The sequence below is a fragment of the Pseudomonas sp. AMR01 genome (assembly GCF_041946035.1).
Lineage (GTDB): Bacteria > Pseudomonadota > Gammaproteobacteria > Pseudomonadales > Pseudomonadaceae > Aquipseudomonas > Aquipseudomonas antarctica_B.
Genome location: NZ_JAUTYR010000009.1, coordinates 15,599 through 31,494 on the forward strand (window position 1 = coordinate 15,599; position 15,896 = coordinate 31,494).

Below are 15,896 nucleotides of genomic sequence, written 5' to 3' on the forward strand. Positions count from 1 at the left end.
GGAGCCTTACCCATGCCCTCTCCCCGAATTCTGCTGTTGGCACGCGCCGACGGCAGCCGCGTTGACACCCCGTTCAACCGTGGCGCCCTGAGCCCGCTGGACCCCTTTGCAGACACCCGCCAACTCGCCTGGCTCGGAACTGACGGCGTGTCCGCAGGACTTGTAGGGTTCAGCGGCGAAGTCACCGTCGACGATTTTCCACACAGCGAGACGCTGGTGGTCCACGCCGGCAATGTGGTGTTGCATACCGCCGAACAAAGCCTGGACCTGGGCGTGGGTGGCAGCGCAGTCATTGGCCGTGGCACGCGCCTCACGCTGCAGGCAACTGTGGGCAGCCAATGGGCATTCTGCGCCGTTGACCAGCCCGGCGCCCCCGCGCGGCCAGGCCTGACGCTGATGGTTGGGCACAGCTTATTGAACCCCTCCGCCGCGCCGGAACCTGCGATCCTGATCGGCCCGGCGCCGCAGTGCCGCGCCCTCAACCTGTTCGACGACCCCGTGACCGAGCTGCGAGTGGGCCTGTGGGACTCGACGCCCTACGCCCGCCACGGTCGCCCGCACAAGCTGCATGAATTGATGCATCTGCTGGAGGGCGCCGTGACACTGCGGGACGCCGAGGGCACCGATGTGACCGTGAGCACCGGTGACACCGTATTTGTGGCAAAAGGCGCACCGTGCGCCTGGACCAGCACGGTGTATGTGCGCAAGATTTACGCCGTGCAGTGAACTGCAGAGGGGCGAAACCGCAAGTACACGGCCCTGGGTTCAGGTTTTCAAGCTGTCTTCCAGAAAGGCCACCAACGCCTGCACGCGCGGGCTGCGAAGTTTGCGCGAAGGCACCAACAGGTTGATCGGTGCGCTGTCGAAACTCCACGGCGCCAACACGCGTACCAGGCTGCCGTTGGCAAGGGCGTCACTGACATCCCATTGCGAACGCAAAACCAACCCCAAGCCTTGCTCGGCCCAGCGCCGGGCGACGCTTCCGTCGTTACTCAACAAGGCGGGCTCTATGCGCAGGGTCTTGCGCCCCTGCCCCTTTCGCAGGTGCCACAAGGTTACGTCCTCATCGTTTTCACGAATGCAAATGCAGCGGTGCGAAGCCAGTTCCTCGGGCGTCGACGGCTCGCCGTGTTCTTGCAAATACGCCGGGCTGGCGCATAACCATCGCTCGTTGGGCGTAAGTTGTCGGGCGGTCCACAGGCTGTCATTCAGATGACCGATGTGAATCACCGCGTCGCTGTCATGGCGGTCGGGCCAGGGTGTCTCGCGTAAATCCAACTGCAGGCACACCTGTGGGTGCAATTTTGCAAAACGTGCCAGCAACGGCGCGATCCGCTGTCGGCCATAACCAAACGGCGCCGCCAACCGCAAGGTTCCCACCAGCCTTTCGTCTTTTTGCGTGAACGACTCTCCAAGCGCCTCCAACTGATCGAGCAAGACTGCGCTTTCTCGCGAAAACCGTTCGCCTTCAGCGGTAAGGCTCAGGCGCCGGGCGTCGCGATTGGCCAGCGTCAGCCCCAGTTGCCCTTCGAGCTTGCGCAGGCGCATGGAGAGCGCGGGCGGCGACACGTTCAGGGCTCTGGCGGCAGCACTGAGTGATTCAGAGCGGGCAAGCGTGACGGCGAGGCGCAAGTCTTCGATGGAGATCATTCAATTTTACTTAATGATTGATGAGCTTTAATTGAACCACACCTTAAGGATTGCTGAGTAGAGTGCAGCCCATACCCAGCCACTCGAGTGCCATCATGTCCACGCCGATTGCCCCCCTCGATACGCCTGTAGCGTTAGTCGATGTGCCGCGAATGCAGCGCAATATCCAGCGCATGCAGCAGCGCATGGACACCCTCGGCGTGCGCTTGCGCCCGCACATCAAAACCAGCAAGTGCCTGCCGGTGATCAACGCACAGATGGCCGCAGGCGCCAGCGGCGTGACGGTTTCCACCCTCAAGGAAGCGCAGCATTGCTTCACGCACGGCATCCTCGATGTGTTTTACGCCGTGGCGCTGGCGCCGGCCAAGCTGCCTCAAGCCCTGGCGCTCATGCGTGAGGGCTGCCACCTCAGCGTGCTCACCGACAGCGTGGTCGGCGCCCAAGCGATCGTGGCCTTCGCCAGGCTTCACGACGCGTGCTTTGAGGTATGGATTGAAATTGACTGCGACGGCCATCGCTCAGGCCTGGCCGCCGACGACGGCGCCCTCATAGAGGTTGCGCGCATCCTTAGCGACGGCGGTATGCGACTGCGTGGTGTGATGACCCACGCGGGGTCCAGTTATGACCTGGATACGCTGCAAGCCCTGCAAGCACTGGCTGAACAGGAACGCGCGCTGTGCGTGCGCGCCGCGCAGCGCATTCGCGAGGCCGGGTTGGCGTGCCCCGACGTCAGCATCGGCTCCACACCCACTGCGCTCTCGGTGCTGAACCTTGAGGGTGTGACGGAGGTGCGCGCAGGCGTCTATGTGTTCTTCGACCTGGTGATGCACAACATCGGCGTGTGCCAGGCAGACGAATTGGCGCTGAGCGTGCTGACCACCGTCATCGGCCATCAACCGGATAAAGGCTGGATCATCACCGACGCCGGCTGGATGGCCATGAGTCGCGACCGCGGCACGCAGCGTCAGCGCCAGGACTTCGGCTACGGCCAAGTGTGCAATGAAGCCGGCGACTGGATTGACGGCGCACGGGTCACTGGCGCCAACCAGGAACATGGCATCATCACCCTGGGCGCCGCCGACACGGCCGACGTTGTCGCGCGCTTCCCGATTGGCAGCCGTTTGCGCATCCTGCCCAATCACGCCTGTGCCACCGGCGCGCAATTTCCGGACTACCACGCCCTGGATGCCGAGGGTTTGGTGCACACCTGGAGCCGCCTGCATGGCTGGTAATTCAGCGGAGTCGTTATGAATATCCAAAAAAGTGATGTGTTGGTAATCGGAGGCGGCGTCATGGGCGCCTCTTCAGCGTTTTTTCTGCGCCGGCGCGGCTGCTCGGTCACGCTGCTGGAGCGCGACCAGATTGGTCAGTACGCCAGCGGCGTGAACTTTGGCAACGTGCGACGCCAGGGCCGCTACCTGGGGCAACTGGAGCTGGCCAACCGCTCCTGGGCGTTGTGGAAACGCCTGCCGGAGCTGATTGACGATGACCTCGAATTCATCGCCAGCGGGCACATGCGCGTGTGTTATCGCGAGGATGAGATTGCTGAACTGGAAGCCTACGCCGCCGCACCGGAGGCCGCGCAGCTGGACTTGAAGATCTATCGGGGCGCCGAACTGCACCGACGTTTTGGCTTTCTGGGCCCGGAGGTCAAGGGCGGCTCCTATGCGCCCCACGATGGTCACGCCAACCCTCGGCTGGCGGCGCCAGCGTTTGCGCGTGCGGCGCGTCGGCTCGGTGCGCGCATCGAAGAGCGTACTGAAGTTGCCGATGTGCAAAAGGTCAACGACGCATTTCACGTCACCACCACCGACGGCCAGCACTTCGTCGCCGACCAACTGCTGATCACTGCCGGGGCCTGGGCGGCAAAGCTTGCCGAGCGTTTCGGCGAGGCGGTGCCGCTGGAGCCCAACGGCCCGCAGATGTCGGTGACTGAGCCGGTGCCGTACGCGTTGCCGACCGTGATCGGGGTGTTTACCAAGATCAAGGAAGAGGTGATCTATTTTCGCCAGATCCCGCGCGGCAACATCATCATCGGTGGCGGTAACCGCTGCACACCAGACATGCTCAACCGACGGGCGTATTTCAAACCGGAAAGCCTGCTCAACCAGATGCGGCAAATGAAGCGGCTGCTACCCGGCGCCGAGAAGCTGAACATCATCCGCGTGTGGAGCGGCATCGAGAGCTATACGCCGGACTCCTTGCCGGTGATGGGCCCGAGCGGCGCCGTGGACGGGCTGTTTTATGCCTTTGGTTTTTGCGGCCATGGTTTCCAGCTGGGGCCTGGCGTCGGCGATGTGATGGCCGAACTGATCAGCACCGGCAGCACCAACACCTTGATCAGCCCGTTTGATATCCGCCGCTTCACTCAACCATCGGTTGCCCTGCCTATGGCGACCAGTGCCCTCTCGACAGGAAAACTCATATGAGCCTCGCTACGGTTTATCGCCCCGCCACCGCGTCCGACATGCCGGCGGCGCATGCGCTGTCGGTGCACCTGAAGTGGCCTCACCGAGAAGAGGATTGGGCCATGGTGCAGCGCACCTCCGTAGGCTTCGTTGCCGAGCAGGACGGCGAATTGGTGGGCGTGGCGTTTGCCTGTCATCAGGGCGCCTATTCCTCCATCGGCTTGGTGATCGTGAGCGATCAGCATCAGGGCAAAGGCATCGGGCGCCGCCTGATGAACCTGTGCCTGGAGGCTGCCGCGCCCCGCACGCCGATCCTCAACGCCACTGAGTCCGGCGCGCCGCTGTATGCCAGCATGGGCTTCGTGGATTTCGCGCGAATCCAGCAACACCAGGGCGTGCCGCAGACACCCGCGCCCATGCCTCTGGTCAAGCACGCGCAGTGCCGGGTGTTAAGCCTGGCCGATTACCCAACGCTGATCGAGCTGGCCAACGCGGGCAGTGGCCTGGACCGCAGCGCCGTCCTCAAGGACTTGCTGCCGGCGGCCGAGCACGTGGTGGGTATCGAGGTAAACGGGCAGCTGACCGGGTGCGCTCTGCTTCGCCGATTTGGGCGCGGCCATATCGTCGGCCCGGTGGTTGCGCAGAATCTGCAGCAGGCTCAACAGCTGATTACCCACGCGCTGCGCATGATCCCTGGCGCCTTTGTGCGCTTCGACATCCTCGCCGATTGCGGCTTGGCCGAGTGGCTGGAAAGCCTGGGCCTGCCTTGTGTTGATCGAGCGCCCAGAATGGTGTTGGGTGTGCCCCCGCAATCACGCGAGGGGATCCAGCAGTTTGCGCTGGTGACCCAAGCCATCGGCTGAAGCCACGCAAGATGCGCGGCCAACCTGGCGGATTCAGCAGATTATTCCTTGCAGGCGGCAACAACGGCATCTTTGAACTGGGCCGTTTTGCTAGCGTAACCACACGCTAGGGCCGTGCCCGTCGCAGCGCCTATTACCGCTCCAGGGAGCTCGTTGGATGACCACACACTCTTCGAATAGCTACAGCGTTGATCCGCACACCTCGCGCCTGTTTTACATCAATGGGCGCTGGTGCGCGCCTGCCGTCCCGGCGAGCCTGCCGGTGGTCAATCCGGCCACTGAAACAGTGGTTGCCGAGGTTGCACGCGGGTCTGCCGAGGATGTTGATCGTGCGGTCGCCGCTGCGCGTGCCGCATTGCCGGGTTGGTCAGCGACGTCCCCGGCGTCACGTGCGCAGGTGCTCGGCAAAATCCACGAGCTGATCCTTGAGCGAAAGGAAACGCTCGCCCAAGCCCTCTCGCTGGAAATGGGCGCCGCGATAAGTTTTGCGCGGTCGATGCAAGTACCGCTGGCGGCCGAACACGTGCGGGTCGCCCGTGACGTGCTGTCCAGCTATCGCTTTCAGACGGTTGAAAACGGCACCGCGATTGAACGCGAAGCCATCGGCGTGTGCGGCCTCATCACCCCGTGGAACTGGCCGCTGTATCAGATCACCGCCAAGGTCGCTCCGGCGCTCGCCGCCGGCTGCACTGTGGTGTTGAAACCCAGCGAACTGTCGCCCCTGAGCGCGCTGCTGTTTGCACAACTGTTGCACGACGCCGGCCTGCCGCCCGGGGTCTTTAACCTGGTGAACGGAAGCGGGCATGAGGTGGGCGCCGCCATGGCGGCGCACCCTGATATCGATATGATTTCAATTACCGGTTCAAACCGCGCAGGCGCGCTGGTGGCGCAGGCCGCTGCCCCCACCGTTAAACGCGTCACCCAGGAGCTGGGCGGCAAGTCGCCGAACATTCTGCTGCCGGACGCCGACTTTGCCAAAGCGGTGCCGCTGGGCGTGATGTCGGCGTTTCGCAACGTGGGGCAATCTTGCAGCGCGCCGACCAGGATGATTGTGCCAAGGAGCCGCTTGGCGGAAGTCGAATCACTGGCTGCCGCCACCGCGAATGCAATCATCGTCGGCGACCCGCAATCGGAAGCGACGCAACTGGGCCCGATTGCCAACGAGGCTCAATTCAATCGCGTTCAGGCCATGATCGAAGCAGGCATCGCCGAAGGCGCAAAGCTGCTGTGCGGCGGGCCAGGACGCGTGGCCGGCTTTGAAAAGGGCTTCTACACCCAGCCCACGGTGTTCTCCGATGTGAGCTGCGCCATGCGTATTGCCCAAGAGGAAATATTCGGCCCGGTGTTATGCATCATCGCGTACGAGACGGTGGATGAGGCCGTCGCTATCGCCAACGATACGGTCTATGGGCTCGGTGCACATGTTCAAGCGCAGGACTTGAACCTGGCGCGCGCCGTTGCCTCGCGCATTCGTGCCGGGCAAGTGCTACTGAACTATCCCGCCTGGAACCCGATGGCGCCTTTCGGCGGCTATAAGCGTTCGGGCAACGGTCGTGAGTACGGTGTACAGGGTTTTGAAGAGTACCTTGAAACCAAAGCGATCATTGGCTTCGGCGAGTAGCCGGCCGGCTCCCGACACCTGTATCGCGCTTACTTGGTACTCCAAACCGCGGGCACGGAGGCCTCTTCTCTGTGACGTCTCCACTTGGGGTGGGCGGAGGTGGAACTGAGCGGGATAGCGACGTTAAACGAGGTACCCGCCTCCGCATCCGAAGATACGTTGATATAGCCCTCGTGCGCGTTAACGATCTGATCAACGATAAACAGCCCGAGGCCCAGGCTTGCGTAGGGGCCGTTGTCCTCTGAGGATTGCGGCGAATAACGGCCCATGGGGTTGAAGATAAAGGGCAGCACGTCTTCGGGAATCGCTTTACCCATGTTGTGTACGCTGAACGAAAGGCTGTGGTCACAGGCCTCAAGCGTCACCTTCACCGGTGAGCGACCCGTGCCATGCTGGACGGCATTACTGATCAAATTCGAAAACACTTGCTCCAGGCGTGCCTCATCAAACTCGCCGACCGCACGCTCTGCGCGGTCGGCCACGATGTTGGCCTCAGGGTAAACGGCGCGGGACTCGTCAACAATTCGATCAAACACCGGCGCCATGTCAATTAACGTGCGATTGACAGGAATGCCACGGCCAAGCTGCGAGCGGGTGAAGTCCAAAAGGTCGCCCACGATTCGTGACGCGCGCTTGACGCTTGCGTAGATGCGGGAGGCAATTTTGGTTGTCCTGACGCTTAAGTCATCCGTGCGCAAGAGCACGTCGGCCCCCATGAGAATCGCACTTAAGGGCGTGCGAAGGTCGTGGCCTAAAATCCCCAGGAACACATCACGCGACGACTGCACGGCGCTCGCATAGCTGCTGATGGATTCGGCGAGCGCCTGATCGATCGCTTCGTTGAAGCGGATCATGTCCTCCACTTCAAACGTTTCACCGTCCTTGACCCGGCTCATCCAGTGCTTGACCACGCTGGCGCGCAACGCTCTGAACTCAGAGGTGACTTGCTCGACGGTGAAACCCGCCATCAAGCGGGTGATCGCGTGAGTTTGAGCGGCCGTATCGTCTTCCGTGGGGGCCAGCCCCTTGGATTTTTCGAGCTGTTGATGCCCGGACTGGTAGGTTTGCAGATCATCGGCGATGGCTCGGATCATCAGCTCGGCATGGTCACGAAGCCCGGCGGAATCCAGGGGCGCGCTGTCGGTACGGATGGTCCGGGCAAAATTTTCCCATTCTTGAAGAATGGGCTCGATATTGCTGAGCAGGAAGGCTGAAAGCCGCATGGCAAATTGTCCTTGGTTGGAGGGCGCGCATGCACATGCGTGCCCTACAGGAGAGATCAGTGTGCCGGGCATCAGTCCATGCCACATAACAGACTCCATTAGTGGTCTGATCCCCTGCTGATCAGGTTCGTTCAACCTCTGGCGCTTTCCCTCACTTGGCACTCGTCGCATAACTGCGCTTCGGGTACGAATTAATGAACGGGGTGGCTTCGCTGGTTTCACACAACCAAGCGCGCGCACTCAAGTTAAAGGGAAAGCTGTAATGACTAAGCAAAAAGAGTATGGATCGACCTCATTAGTGAACACTCAACCGATTGCCCCTCCAACACAGGAAGAACTGTTACAGGCGGGCCTGACGGATGATCAACGGGTGAGTCGAGAGGACGACAGTGATTCAAGTGGACGTCCTCAAACATCTTTTATATTTGACCTTGATGGCACATTGACTGACAGCGTTTATCAAAATGTCGCGGCCTGGAAACAGGCGCTCGACGCTGAAAACATTCCGCTCGCCATGTGGCGCATCCACAGGAAAATCGGCATGAGCGGGGGCTTGATGTTAAAGACCCTGTCGCGCGAAACCGGGGTGGAGATCAGCGACGAACAAGGCACCAGGCTCAGTAAAAAACATGCTGAAGCCTACGCATCGCTCAAAGGCCAGATAACCGCGCTACCCGGTGCGGTCGAACTTTTACATACGCTGACGCAGGCGAAGATGAAGTGGTGCATTGCCACAAGTGGTGGGTCGTCTACTGCGCAAATCAACTTGAAGGCTTTGGGCCTGGATATTAACCAAATCAATATCGTCACCCGCGATGACGTCAAGTACGGCAAACCCGACCCGGACCTGTTTCTTGCCGCCGCGCGAAAACTCGAAGTGCCCATCGAGGAATGCGTCGTCGTCGGCGATGCCGTGTGGGACATGCTGGCCGCTCGGCGCTGCAAGGCGACAGGTGTGGGCTTGCTGTCGGGCGGCTACGACATCAGCGAGCTTGAGCGAGCCGGCGCGCTGAGGGTGTATGAAGATCCACTGGGATTACTGCAGCACCTGGAAGAAATTGCCACGCGTCCCTAGCTCTTCATTGTTCCCCGGCGCCTGAAGGCGTGAAGGTTTCAGCCACACACATTTAATAACGGCGCGAGAAACCTGTACAAAATCGCTTTTTTGTACAAGTATTTACCACTGCTTATGTCACGCATCAGTTCAGGGGTTCTGCGGGGAAATCGCGGCCCCCTGCGTGGCTCACTCACTGGATAACGCGCCATGAAATCGACTCGCCGGCTATGCCTCGTTCTGGGCGACCAACTGTCTTTCGACCTGGCCTCGCTACAGGGTCTGGATAAAGAACGCGATACGGTGTTGCTGGTCGAGGTGATGGAAGAAGCCAGCCATGTGCCCCATCACCCGCAAAAAATCACGCTGATTTTCAGTGCCATGCGCCACTTCGCCGAGGCGTTGCGGGAGCGCGGAATCCAGGTTCACTACGTGGCACTCGATGACCCGCACAACAGTGGCTCAGTGCCGGGTGAACTGCTGCGCTGGCAAGCGCGCCTGCAGCCCACCGAGTTCCACCTGACCGAATGCGGCGACTGGCGTCTGGAGCAGTCGATACGCGACTGTGGCTTGCCGATTCAATGGCACAGCGATGCGCGTTTTCTGTGTTCACGTGACGAATTCACCCGCTGGGCGGCAGGCAAGAAGCAGCTGCGCATGGAGTTTTTTTACCGCGAAATGCGGCGCAAGAGTGGGCTATTGCTCAATGGCGACGCCAGCCCGGTGGGCGGCGCGTGGAACTTCGATGCCGAAAACCGCAAGGCCTTGCCCAAAGGGATAAAGCCGCCATCACCGGCGCGTTTTGCGCCAGATGCAATCACCCGTGATGTGCTCGCGCTGGTCGCCAGGCACTTCAGCGAGCATTACGGCACCGTTGATACGTTTGACTACCCGGTTACGCACGCTGACGCTCAGGCATTGTGGAATTACTTTCTCGATTGGGGCCTGGCTGCCTTCGGCGACTATCAAGACGCCATGGCCAGCGACGAACCCTTTTTGTTTCATGCAAGGATAAGCGCTGCATTGAATATCGGCTTGCTGGATCTTCGCCAGCTGTGCAGCGATGTGGAGGCCGCTTATTGGTCTGGCAGCATTGCCCTGAATGCCGCCGAAGGCTTTATTCGCCAGTTGATCGGTTGGCGCGAATACGTGCGGGGCGTCTATTGGCTGAAGATGCCGGACTACGCCCATGGCAACGCGTTCGGCAATACCCGGGCGCTTCCGGAGTTCTACTGGACAGGCGATACGCAGATGAACTGTATGCGCCAGGCCATCAACCAAAGCCTTGAACACGCCTACGCTCACCATATCCAACGGCTGATGGTGACCGGCAATTTCGCCCTGCTCGCCGGCATTGCGCCGAGTCAGATCTGTGAGTGGTACCTGGCGATTTACATGGACGCCTTCGACTGGGTGGAACTGCCCAATACACTGGGCATGGTCATGCACGCCGATGGCGGGTATCTGGGCTCCAAGCCTTACTGTGCCAGCGGCCAGTACATCAAGCGCATGTCTGATTATTGCCGTGGCTGCGCGTACAAGGTGACTGAAAGCACCACCGAGGACGCGTGCCCGTTCAATTCGCTGTACTGGCACTTCCTGATGCGTCACGGCGACCGCCTGCGTGGCAATCACCGCATGGCCATGCTTTATAAAAACCTCGACCGCATGGATGAATCCAAACAGCAGGCGCTTTGGCAGCGTGGCCAGCGGTTACTCACGCAGTTGGATGAAGGTGAGTCGTTTTGAAAAAAAGTGAGCTCCCGGTCAAAACCTGCGTGACCTGCGGCCTGCGCTTCACGTGGCGCAAGAAATGGGCGCGCTGTTGGGAAGACGTGCGCTATTGCTCTGAGCGTTGCCGGCGGGCGCGTCATCGGGTTGCTCAGTAAGGCTAAAAGGCTTCACCCGCGCCGATCCGGCCATCCATGTGTTGATCCCCCGCCACACCTCCCCCTCAAAAGCACATATCTCGTCACCCACTGTAGTGATCACTATAGAAATAGATTAATATGTAGTGGTCACTATTTAAATAGGGTTCAGCGGGCATCAACCCTGTGCTTCATCGCCCCTTTCAACACTGGAGAGACACCATGAGCAACCCAACCTACGTGCAGGACTACAACGAAATCGTCGCCGTATTGAACCTGTATAACGAAGGCGGCAAACAAGCGAACGCCAGCCTCATGAAACCCGCCTTCAATGAGCAAGCCACCATTTTCGGTGTAGGCGCCGACGGCCAGTTGGCCGGTGGGCCGATCCAGCAACTGTTCGACACCATTGACAGCGCCTTCCGTCCTTCGCCGCAAGCCAAAGGCGCCATCGTCAACGTTGATATCGTAGGCACGGCTGCCAGTGCTCGCATCGATACCAACGACATCTCGGGCTTCTGCTTTACCGACTTTTTCAACCTGTTGAAAGTGAATGGCAAATGGACAGTGGTGAGCAAGATTTACCACACACACGTAGCGCCTTGAGCCTTCATTTCTATTAAGCGTCATTCCAACGAGCAGGAGTTTGATCATGAGCAAAAACATCAAGGCGGTACCGACCCAGGATTACAACGCCGTTATCGCCGTGGCCCAGCAGTACGCTGACGGCCTGCGTGTTGGCAGCCCGGATATTCTGGAACAAGCCTTCCACAAAGAGGCCGTGATGTACGGTTTCACCAACGGCGAACTGCTGGGCGGGCCGATCAGCAATCTGTTCGACTTCGTCCGCACAAACGGCAAGGCGCCGGACATCAGCACACGACTGGACGTGCTGGCGATCACCCCGACCACAGCCGTGGTTCGCGTGGACATGGAGAAAGATGCGATTGGCGCCGATTACAACGATTACCTGACGCTGATCAAAATCGACGGCACCTGGAAGGTCATCGCCAAGGTTTATCACCAGTTCGAAGGCTGATAAGCAGCTTGAACGGCAATGATGTGTTTAAAAGGTAATAAATCATGGCAACAGTTACATACACCGCCGTTTTAGACGGCGGCGCCGAGCGCGTTTGGGGAGTTCTCAAACGCTTCGCAGACATCAGCCAATGGCACCCGGCAATCACCCAAAGCGTGATCGAAAACGGTCAGCCTGACGGCCTGGTTGGGTGCATCCGTCGGCTGACGCTGCAGGACGGTGCGATCCTGCGTGAGCAGTTGCTGTCGGTGGACGCGGTCAACCTGCAATTCTCTTACCGTTTTGTTGAGGCGCCGCTGCCCGTGGACAACTACGTGTTGACGGTGCGACTGATCCCGCTGACCGGCGAAGACAAAACCGTGATTATGTGGGCGGCAACCTTCGACACCCGCGCGCCTGATCCCGAGGGGCAATGGACCTCGACCATCGAGTCGCTGATTGTCGGCGGGCATGACAGCCTCCAGCTCCACCTGAACCAAACCGCCTCGGCGTGATGTGCCCTGCCCCGCCCCAGCAATGGGTGCGGGGTTTATTTTTTAGTTTCGATGAGAGAACGCCCGGGCACACGGCTTTGCGCCAGTGCCCGGGCTTAAAGGTTGCTTACCAATCCTGACGGGTTGGCGAAATGATCAGGTCGTTGACGGTGACGTTTTCAGGCTGATTCAACGCATACACCACGGCGCGGCCGATATCGTCCGGCGAGATCGCGATTTTGTTGAGTTCCTGAGCCGCTTTACGGCCGGCGGGGTCGGTGACTTTGTCGGCCCAACCGGTGTTGATCACACCCGGGCTGACCGTATTGACGCGGATACCGTGTTGCACGCCGAGCTCCTTGCGCATCGACTCGGTCATGGCTTGCACGAAGAACTTGGTTGAGCTGTAAATACCCGCAGCAGGCCCGACCTGGTGACCGGCCACCGAATCCATGTTGAGGATCTGGCCCGACTTCTGTTTGAGCATGAACGGCAGCACGGCGGCGATGCCATGCAGGTAGCCTTTGATGTTCACGTTGATCATCTTTTCCCAGTCATCCGTGGCCAGGTCGACCCAGTTGGAAAACAGCATCAGGCCTGCGTTGTTGATCAGGATATCCACCGAACCAAACGAGTCGTGGGCAAATTGCGCGAGGGCTTTCATATCATCCGGGTTGGTCACGTCACTGACGCGACCGACCGCCTGACCACCCTTGGTTTTCAGTTCGCTGACGATGGCGTCCAGCCCTTGCTGGTCGAGGGCTGCGGCGACAATTCGAACGCCTTTTTCAGCCAACGCGCGAGCGGATGCGGCACCCAGCCCGGACGATGCACCAGTGATGATCGCGGTTTTATTCTGCAGATAGTTCATGAGCGTTCCTTTAGAGAAGGACTGCCCGACTCCACGGGCAGTCGATAGGGTTATCGCGGATGCAAAAGGGATCAGTAGTTGCCGACAGGCCAGTCGGTGTAGCCCTTGGCGCCGCCGCCGTAATACGACTCGCGTGGTGCAATCGTCAGCTCGGCGCCTCGACGCAGGCGCTCTACCAGATCCGGGTTGGAGATGTACAGGCGACCAAACGCAACGGCGTCGATCTTGCCCTGGGCACGGCGCTCAATCGCCATGTCCAGGTCGTAGTTGTTGTTACCGATGAAGGGGCCTTTGAACTGTGCGCTCAGCGCGTCCATGTCGACGCCTTCGGGCACTTCGCGCGACGTCGCGGTAGCGCCTTCGACGAAGTGCAGGTATGCCAGGTCGAACGCGTTCAACTGCTGGATCAAGTAGCCGTACATCGCCATGACATTGCTGTCAGGCGGCGTGTTGCCAGCGTCGGGTGTTACCGGCGACAGACGAATGCCAACACGGTCGTTGCCCCAGATCTTGACGATTGCTTCGGTCACTTCCAGGGTCAGCCGCGCACGGTTCTCGATGGAGCCGCCGTAGCTGTCGGTGCGATGGTTGGTCGAGTCTCGCAGGAACTGGTCCAGCAGATAGCTGTTGGCGGAGTGAACCTCTACGCCGTCGAAACCGGCGCGCTTTGCGTTCTCGGCGGCACGTTTGTACTGCTCGATAATCCCCGGGATCTCATCGGTTTCAAGCGCACGCGGCATCGACACGGGTACGAAGCCATTGACGGTATAGGTGTCACCCTCAGCCTGGATGGCAGAAGGCGCGACAGGTGCAGCACCCTCAGGTTGCAGCTCCACGCTGGAGAAACGTCCCACATGCCACAGCTGGCTGACGATTTTGCCGCCGGCGGCATGCACCGCATCGGTGACCTTCTTCCAGCCGGCAACCTGCTCTTCGCTCCAGATGCCGGGTGTGGCCGCGTAACCGCGACCCTGCGGGGAAATATTGGTGGCTTCGGCAACGATCAAACCGGCTGTAGCGCGCTGGGCGTAATACTCGGCGTGCATCTCGTTGGGGATGCCATCTTCGGCGTAGCGGCTACGGGTTACGGGCGCCATCAAAATACGGTTGGCCAGTTTCATCGCGCCCAGGTTAATGGGGGTGAACAAGTCAGTACGAGTCGAGTTATCTGTCATGGTGGACCTCAATTAAATAGACCAGTCGTCTAGAGAGTGGATAAAAAAATAGCTACGACAAAAGTCGTTTAGCCAGGGTGAGGGAGTTTTCGAATGCATCGTCGCGTTTGCCGATTTTCATCATCAAAGAGGCGCCGAGCCACACGTGGTAGAGAGAATGCGCCAGGGCTGCGCAGGGCATCGTGGAGGTAATGGATCCATCCACAAGCCCCTGCTCAATGCAGCGTTCAAGCTTCGCATAGATGGCCTGCGTACCTCGATCAAGCACCAGGCGCATGCCCTCCGAGAGGTCACTCACCTCGGCGCCCAATTTGGCCACGAGGCATTTGTCGGTGGGTAGATCCGAGCATTGGGTATGCGCCCAATACTGGAAGTAACCCATTAACCTTTGCGCGGCAGGTGCGGCGCCCATCAATAAGGTGTCGACCGTTGCCAGGTAGTCGGAAAAATACTGCTCAAGCAATGCCTGGCCGAACTCATCCTTGGATTTAAAGTAATGGTAGAACGAACCTTTAGGCACGCTCGCGGCCGCCACTACTTCAGCCACACCTACGCTGGTATAGCCTTTGTGAGTCATCAACACCCTGGCGACGTCCAGAATGTGTTGGCGTGTTTCGCAATGACGCTTTTTCATAATGCGACCACCCTAATAAAAACTAGACCGGTCGTCTAGCTTTTTCTGGCTGATCTGGCTTTCAACGACCAACGGCACACCCTGAATCCCCGCACGACTCACGTCGCGCAACTGGAAAGTCGGTTTTGTGTATCATCGGCACAACTCTGTTCCAGACATGTTCGTCTGGCGATACGCCCTAAGGTAATGCACTCAATGACTGACCCTACCCCGCTCGCTGCTCCACGCGCCAAAGGACGCCCGCGCGCGTTCAACCGCGACCAGGCGCTGCTTCAAGCCCTGGCAGTGTTTTGGAAGCGTGGCTACGAGCCAGCGTCTGTGGCGGAGTTGTGTTCAGCAATGGCGATCAGCCCTCCCAGCCTTTACGCAGCGTTCGGCAACAAAGCCAAATTGTTCCTCGAAGCGGTTGCCTACTACGAAGAGACGTTTTGGGATGCCACGTGGGAACGCATGGACAGCGAGACGGACATCGTGCGCGCCATCAGCGACTTCTTCCACACGTCCGCGTCAATCCTCACAGAGCCCAACGCCCCTTGTGGCTGCATGGTCGTACTCGCCGCCGTCAATGTCTCGGACGATGCAGGAGAAGTCACCGCCACCCTCAAGGCCCTGCGCCAAGAAGGCCGCGACTACCTGCAGCAACGCCTGGACCGCGCGGTTGCCGATGGGCAACTGCGCCGCGACACCAATACGCGCCTGCTCGCCGCGGCCTTGAACACGTTGCTGGAAGGCATGTCATTGCAGGCGCATGACGCTGCCAGCCGTGAAGATCTGCAGGGCATTGGCGCCACCGCTGTCGCCATGCTTGCCCCGGCGCTCGCTGAGCCAAAGTAGACGCGGGCGACGTCGCGCACTGACTCAATCCACATCAGCAATCCTGAAGCTCTGGGCCAGACACAAGCCCGTAGGCAACTCCCGCCTGCGCGCAAAAATGCGCAAAGAGACGCCTGAAGCATGCGCTTTGGATGCTTGACAATTTCTGTAGTGACCAATATAGAATGTGGCGCAGCACGCAGT

At 59.8% G+C, this 15,896-nt stretch carries 17 protein-coding genes; 12 read left to right on the forward strand and 5 right to left on the reverse strand.

What is annotated here, in order from left to right; genetic code table 11:
- The first annotated feature begins 12 nt into the window (after positions 1-12).
- Positions 13-726: a cupin domain-containing protein gene (locus Q7C20_RS10685; RefSeq protein WP_375067209.1), complete on the forward strand. Its 714-nt coding sequence runs from the start codon at positions 13-15 to the stop codon at positions 724-726.
- Positions 727-765: 39 nt separating this feature from the next.
- On the opposite strand, the gene Q7C20_RS10690 is transcribed toward Q7C20_RS10685, so the two are convergent.
- Complete coding sequence (locus tag Q7C20_RS10690) at positions 766-1,650, reverse strand: LysR family transcriptional regulator (protein WP_375067210.1); 885 nt, start codon at positions 1,648-1,650, stop codon at positions 766-768.
- A gap of 95 nt (positions 1,651-1,745) precedes the next feature.
- Here Q7C20_RS10690 and Q7C20_RS10695 point away from each other — a divergent pair, with 95 nt between their 5' ends.
- The 4 genes from Q7C20_RS10695 to Q7C20_RS10710 all read left to right on the forward strand — a co-directional run bounded on the left by Q7C20_RS10695 (position 1,746) and on the right by Q7C20_RS10710 (position 6,542).
- Positions 1,746-2,882: a DSD1 family PLP-dependent enzyme gene (locus Q7C20_RS10695; RefSeq protein WP_375067212.1), complete on the forward strand. Its 1,137-nt coding sequence runs from the start codon at positions 1,746-1,748 to the stop codon at positions 2,880-2,882.
- A 15-nt stretch (positions 2,883-2,897) separates the two neighbouring features.
- Positions 2,898-4,079, forward strand: a complete 1,182-nt coding sequence (locus Q7C20_RS10700) for an NAD(P)/FAD-dependent oxidoreductase (protein ID WP_375067214.1) — start codon at positions 2,898-2,900, stop codon at positions 4,077-4,079.
- Positions 4,076-4,921, forward strand: a complete 846-nt coding sequence (locus Q7C20_RS10705) for a GNAT family N-acetyltransferase (RefSeq protein WP_375067216.1) — start codon at positions 4,076-4,078, stop codon at positions 4,919-4,921. Before Q7C20_RS10700 ends, Q7C20_RS10705 begins: the two co-directional genes overlap by 4 nt.
- 157 nt (positions 4,922-5,078) lie before the next feature.
- Positions 5,079-6,542 (forward strand): aldehyde dehydrogenase family protein, encoded by a 1,464-nt coding sequence (locus Q7C20_RS10710; RefSeq protein ID WP_375067217.1) that lies wholly within the window; start codon positions 5,079-5,081, stop codon positions 6,540-6,542.
- A 29-nt stretch (positions 6,543-6,571) separates the two neighbouring features.
- Here Q7C20_RS10710 and Q7C20_RS10715 read toward each other — a convergent pair whose 3' ends face one another.
- Complete coding sequence (locus Q7C20_RS10715) at positions 6,572-7,765, reverse strand: ATP-binding protein (RefSeq protein ID WP_375067219.1); 1,194 nt, start codon at positions 7,763-7,765, stop codon at positions 6,572-6,574.
- Positions 7,766-8,027: 262 nt separating this feature from the next.
- Between Q7C20_RS10715 and Q7C20_RS10720 the strand changes: the two genes are divergently transcribed.
- From Q7C20_RS10720 to Q7C20_RS10745, 6 genes are all read left to right on the forward strand, one after another.
- Entirely contained in the window at positions 8,028-8,840 is an 813-nt protein-coding gene (locus Q7C20_RS10720; RefSeq protein ID WP_375067221.1) for an HAD family hydrolase, read from the forward strand.
- Between the two features lie 189 nt (positions 8,841-9,029).
- Complete coding sequence (locus Q7C20_RS10725) at positions 9,030-10,568, forward strand: cryptochrome/photolyase family protein (RefSeq protein ID WP_375067222.1); 1,539 nt, start codon at positions 9,030-9,032, stop codon at positions 10,566-10,568.
- On the forward strand, positions 10,565-10,708 hold the full coding sequence (locus tag Q7C20_RS10730) for a DUF2256 domain-containing protein (RefSeq protein ID WP_375067223.1): 144 nt from the start codon (positions 10,565-10,567) through the stop codon (positions 10,706-10,708). Before Q7C20_RS10725 ends, Q7C20_RS10730 begins: the two co-directional genes overlap by 4 nt.
- A gap of 201 nt (positions 10,709-10,909) precedes the next feature.
- Positions 10,910-11,293: a nuclear transport factor 2 family protein gene (locus Q7C20_RS10735; RefSeq protein WP_348055304.1), complete on the forward strand. Its 384-nt coding sequence runs from the start codon at positions 10,910-10,912 to the stop codon at positions 11,291-11,293.
- Positions 11,294-11,339: 46 nt separating this feature from the next.
- Positions 11,340-11,726, forward strand: a complete 387-nt coding sequence (locus Q7C20_RS10740; RefSeq protein ID WP_375067224.1) for a nuclear transport factor 2 family protein — start codon at positions 11,340-11,342, stop codon at positions 11,724-11,726.
- A 44-nt stretch (positions 11,727-11,770) separates the two neighbouring features.
- Complete coding sequence (locus Q7C20_RS10745; RefSeq protein WP_375067225.1) at positions 11,771-12,220, forward strand: SRPBCC family protein; 450 nt, start codon at positions 11,771-11,773, stop codon at positions 12,218-12,220.
- Positions 12,221-12,326: 106 nt separating this feature from the next.
- Here Q7C20_RS10745 and Q7C20_RS10750 read toward each other — a convergent pair whose 3' ends face one another.
- The 3 genes from Q7C20_RS10750 to Q7C20_RS10760 all read right to left on the reverse strand — a co-directional run bounded on the left by Q7C20_RS10750 (position 12,327) and on the right by Q7C20_RS10760 (position 14,879).
- Complete coding sequence (locus Q7C20_RS10750; RefSeq protein WP_348055310.1) at positions 12,327-13,070, reverse strand: SDR family oxidoreductase; 744 nt, start codon at positions 13,068-13,070, stop codon at positions 12,327-12,329.
- A gap of 71 nt (positions 13,071-13,141) precedes the next feature.
- Positions 13,142-14,245, reverse strand: a complete 1,104-nt coding sequence (locus Q7C20_RS10755; RefSeq protein WP_375067226.1) for an alkene reductase — start codon at positions 14,243-14,245, stop codon at positions 13,142-13,144.
- A gap of 52 nt (positions 14,246-14,297) precedes the next feature.
- Positions 14,298-14,879, reverse strand: coding sequence for a TetR/AcrR family transcriptional regulator (locus Q7C20_RS10760; protein ID WP_348055314.1), 582 nt, complete (start codon positions 14,877-14,879; stop codon positions 14,298-14,300).
- A 195-nt stretch (positions 14,880-15,074) separates the two neighbouring features.
- Here Q7C20_RS10760 and Q7C20_RS10765 point away from each other — a divergent pair, with 195 nt between their 5' ends.
- Positions 15,075-15,713: a TetR/AcrR family transcriptional regulator gene (locus tag Q7C20_RS10765; RefSeq protein ID WP_375067227.1), complete on the forward strand. Its 639-nt coding sequence runs from the start codon at positions 15,075-15,077 to the stop codon at positions 15,711-15,713.
- Positions 15,714-15,896 lie beyond the last annotated feature (183 nt).

Coding starts and splice junctions, on each gene's coding strand:
- Q7C20_RS10685 (WP_375067209.1), top strand. CDS start 13: ATGCCCTCTCCCCGAATTCTGCTGTTGGCACGCGCCGACGGCAGCCGC.
- Q7C20_RS10690 (WP_375067210.1), bottom strand. CDS start 1,650: ATGATCTCCATCGAAGACTTGCGCCTCGCCGTCACGCTTGCCCGCTCT.
- Q7C20_RS10695 (WP_375067212.1), top strand. CDS start 1,746: ATGTCCACGCCGATTGCCCCCCTCGATACGCCTGTAGCGTTAGTCGAT.
- Q7C20_RS10700 (WP_375067214.1), top strand. CDS start 2,898: ATGAATATCCAAAAAAGTGATGTGTTGGTAATCGGAGGCGGCGTCATG.
- Q7C20_RS10705 (WP_375067216.1), top strand. CDS start 4,076: ATGAGCCTCGCTACGGTTTATCGCCCCGCCACCGCGTCCGACATGCCG.
- Q7C20_RS10710 (WP_375067217.1), top strand. CDS start 5,079: ATGACCACACACTCTTCGAATAGCTACAGCGTTGATCCGCACACCTCG.
- Q7C20_RS10715 (WP_375067219.1), bottom strand. CDS start 7,765: ATGCGGCTTTCAGCCTTCCTGCTCAGCAATATCGAGCCCATTCTTCAA.
- Q7C20_RS10720 (WP_375067221.1), top strand. CDS start 8,028: ATGACTAAGCAAAAAGAGTATGGATCGACCTCATTAGTGAACACTCAA.
- Q7C20_RS10725 (WP_375067222.1), top strand. CDS start 9,030: ATGAAATCGACTCGCCGGCTATGCCTCGTTCTGGGCGACCAACTGTCT.
- Q7C20_RS10735 (WP_348055304.1), top strand. CDS start 10,910: ATGAGCAACCCAACCTACGTGCAGGACTACAACGAAATCGTCGCCGTA.
- Q7C20_RS10740 (WP_375067224.1), top strand. CDS start 11,340: ATGAGCAAAAACATCAAGGCGGTACCGACCCAGGATTACAACGCCGTT.
- Q7C20_RS10745 (WP_375067225.1), top strand. CDS start 11,771: ATGGCAACAGTTACATACACCGCCGTTTTAGACGGCGGCGCCGAGCGC.
- Q7C20_RS10750 (WP_348055310.1), bottom strand. CDS start 13,070: ATGAACTATCTGCAGAATAAAACCGCGATCATCACTGGTGCATCGTCC.
- Q7C20_RS10755 (WP_375067226.1), bottom strand. CDS start 14,245: ATGACAGATAACTCGACTCGTACTGACTTGTTCACCCCCATTAACCTG.
- Q7C20_RS10760 (WP_348055314.1), bottom strand. CDS start 14,879: ATGAAAAAGCGTCATTGCGAAACACGCCAACACATTCTGGACGTCGCC.
- Q7C20_RS10765 (WP_375067227.1), top strand. CDS start 15,075: ATGACTGACCCTACCCCGCTCGCTGCTCCACGCGCCAAAGGACGCCCG.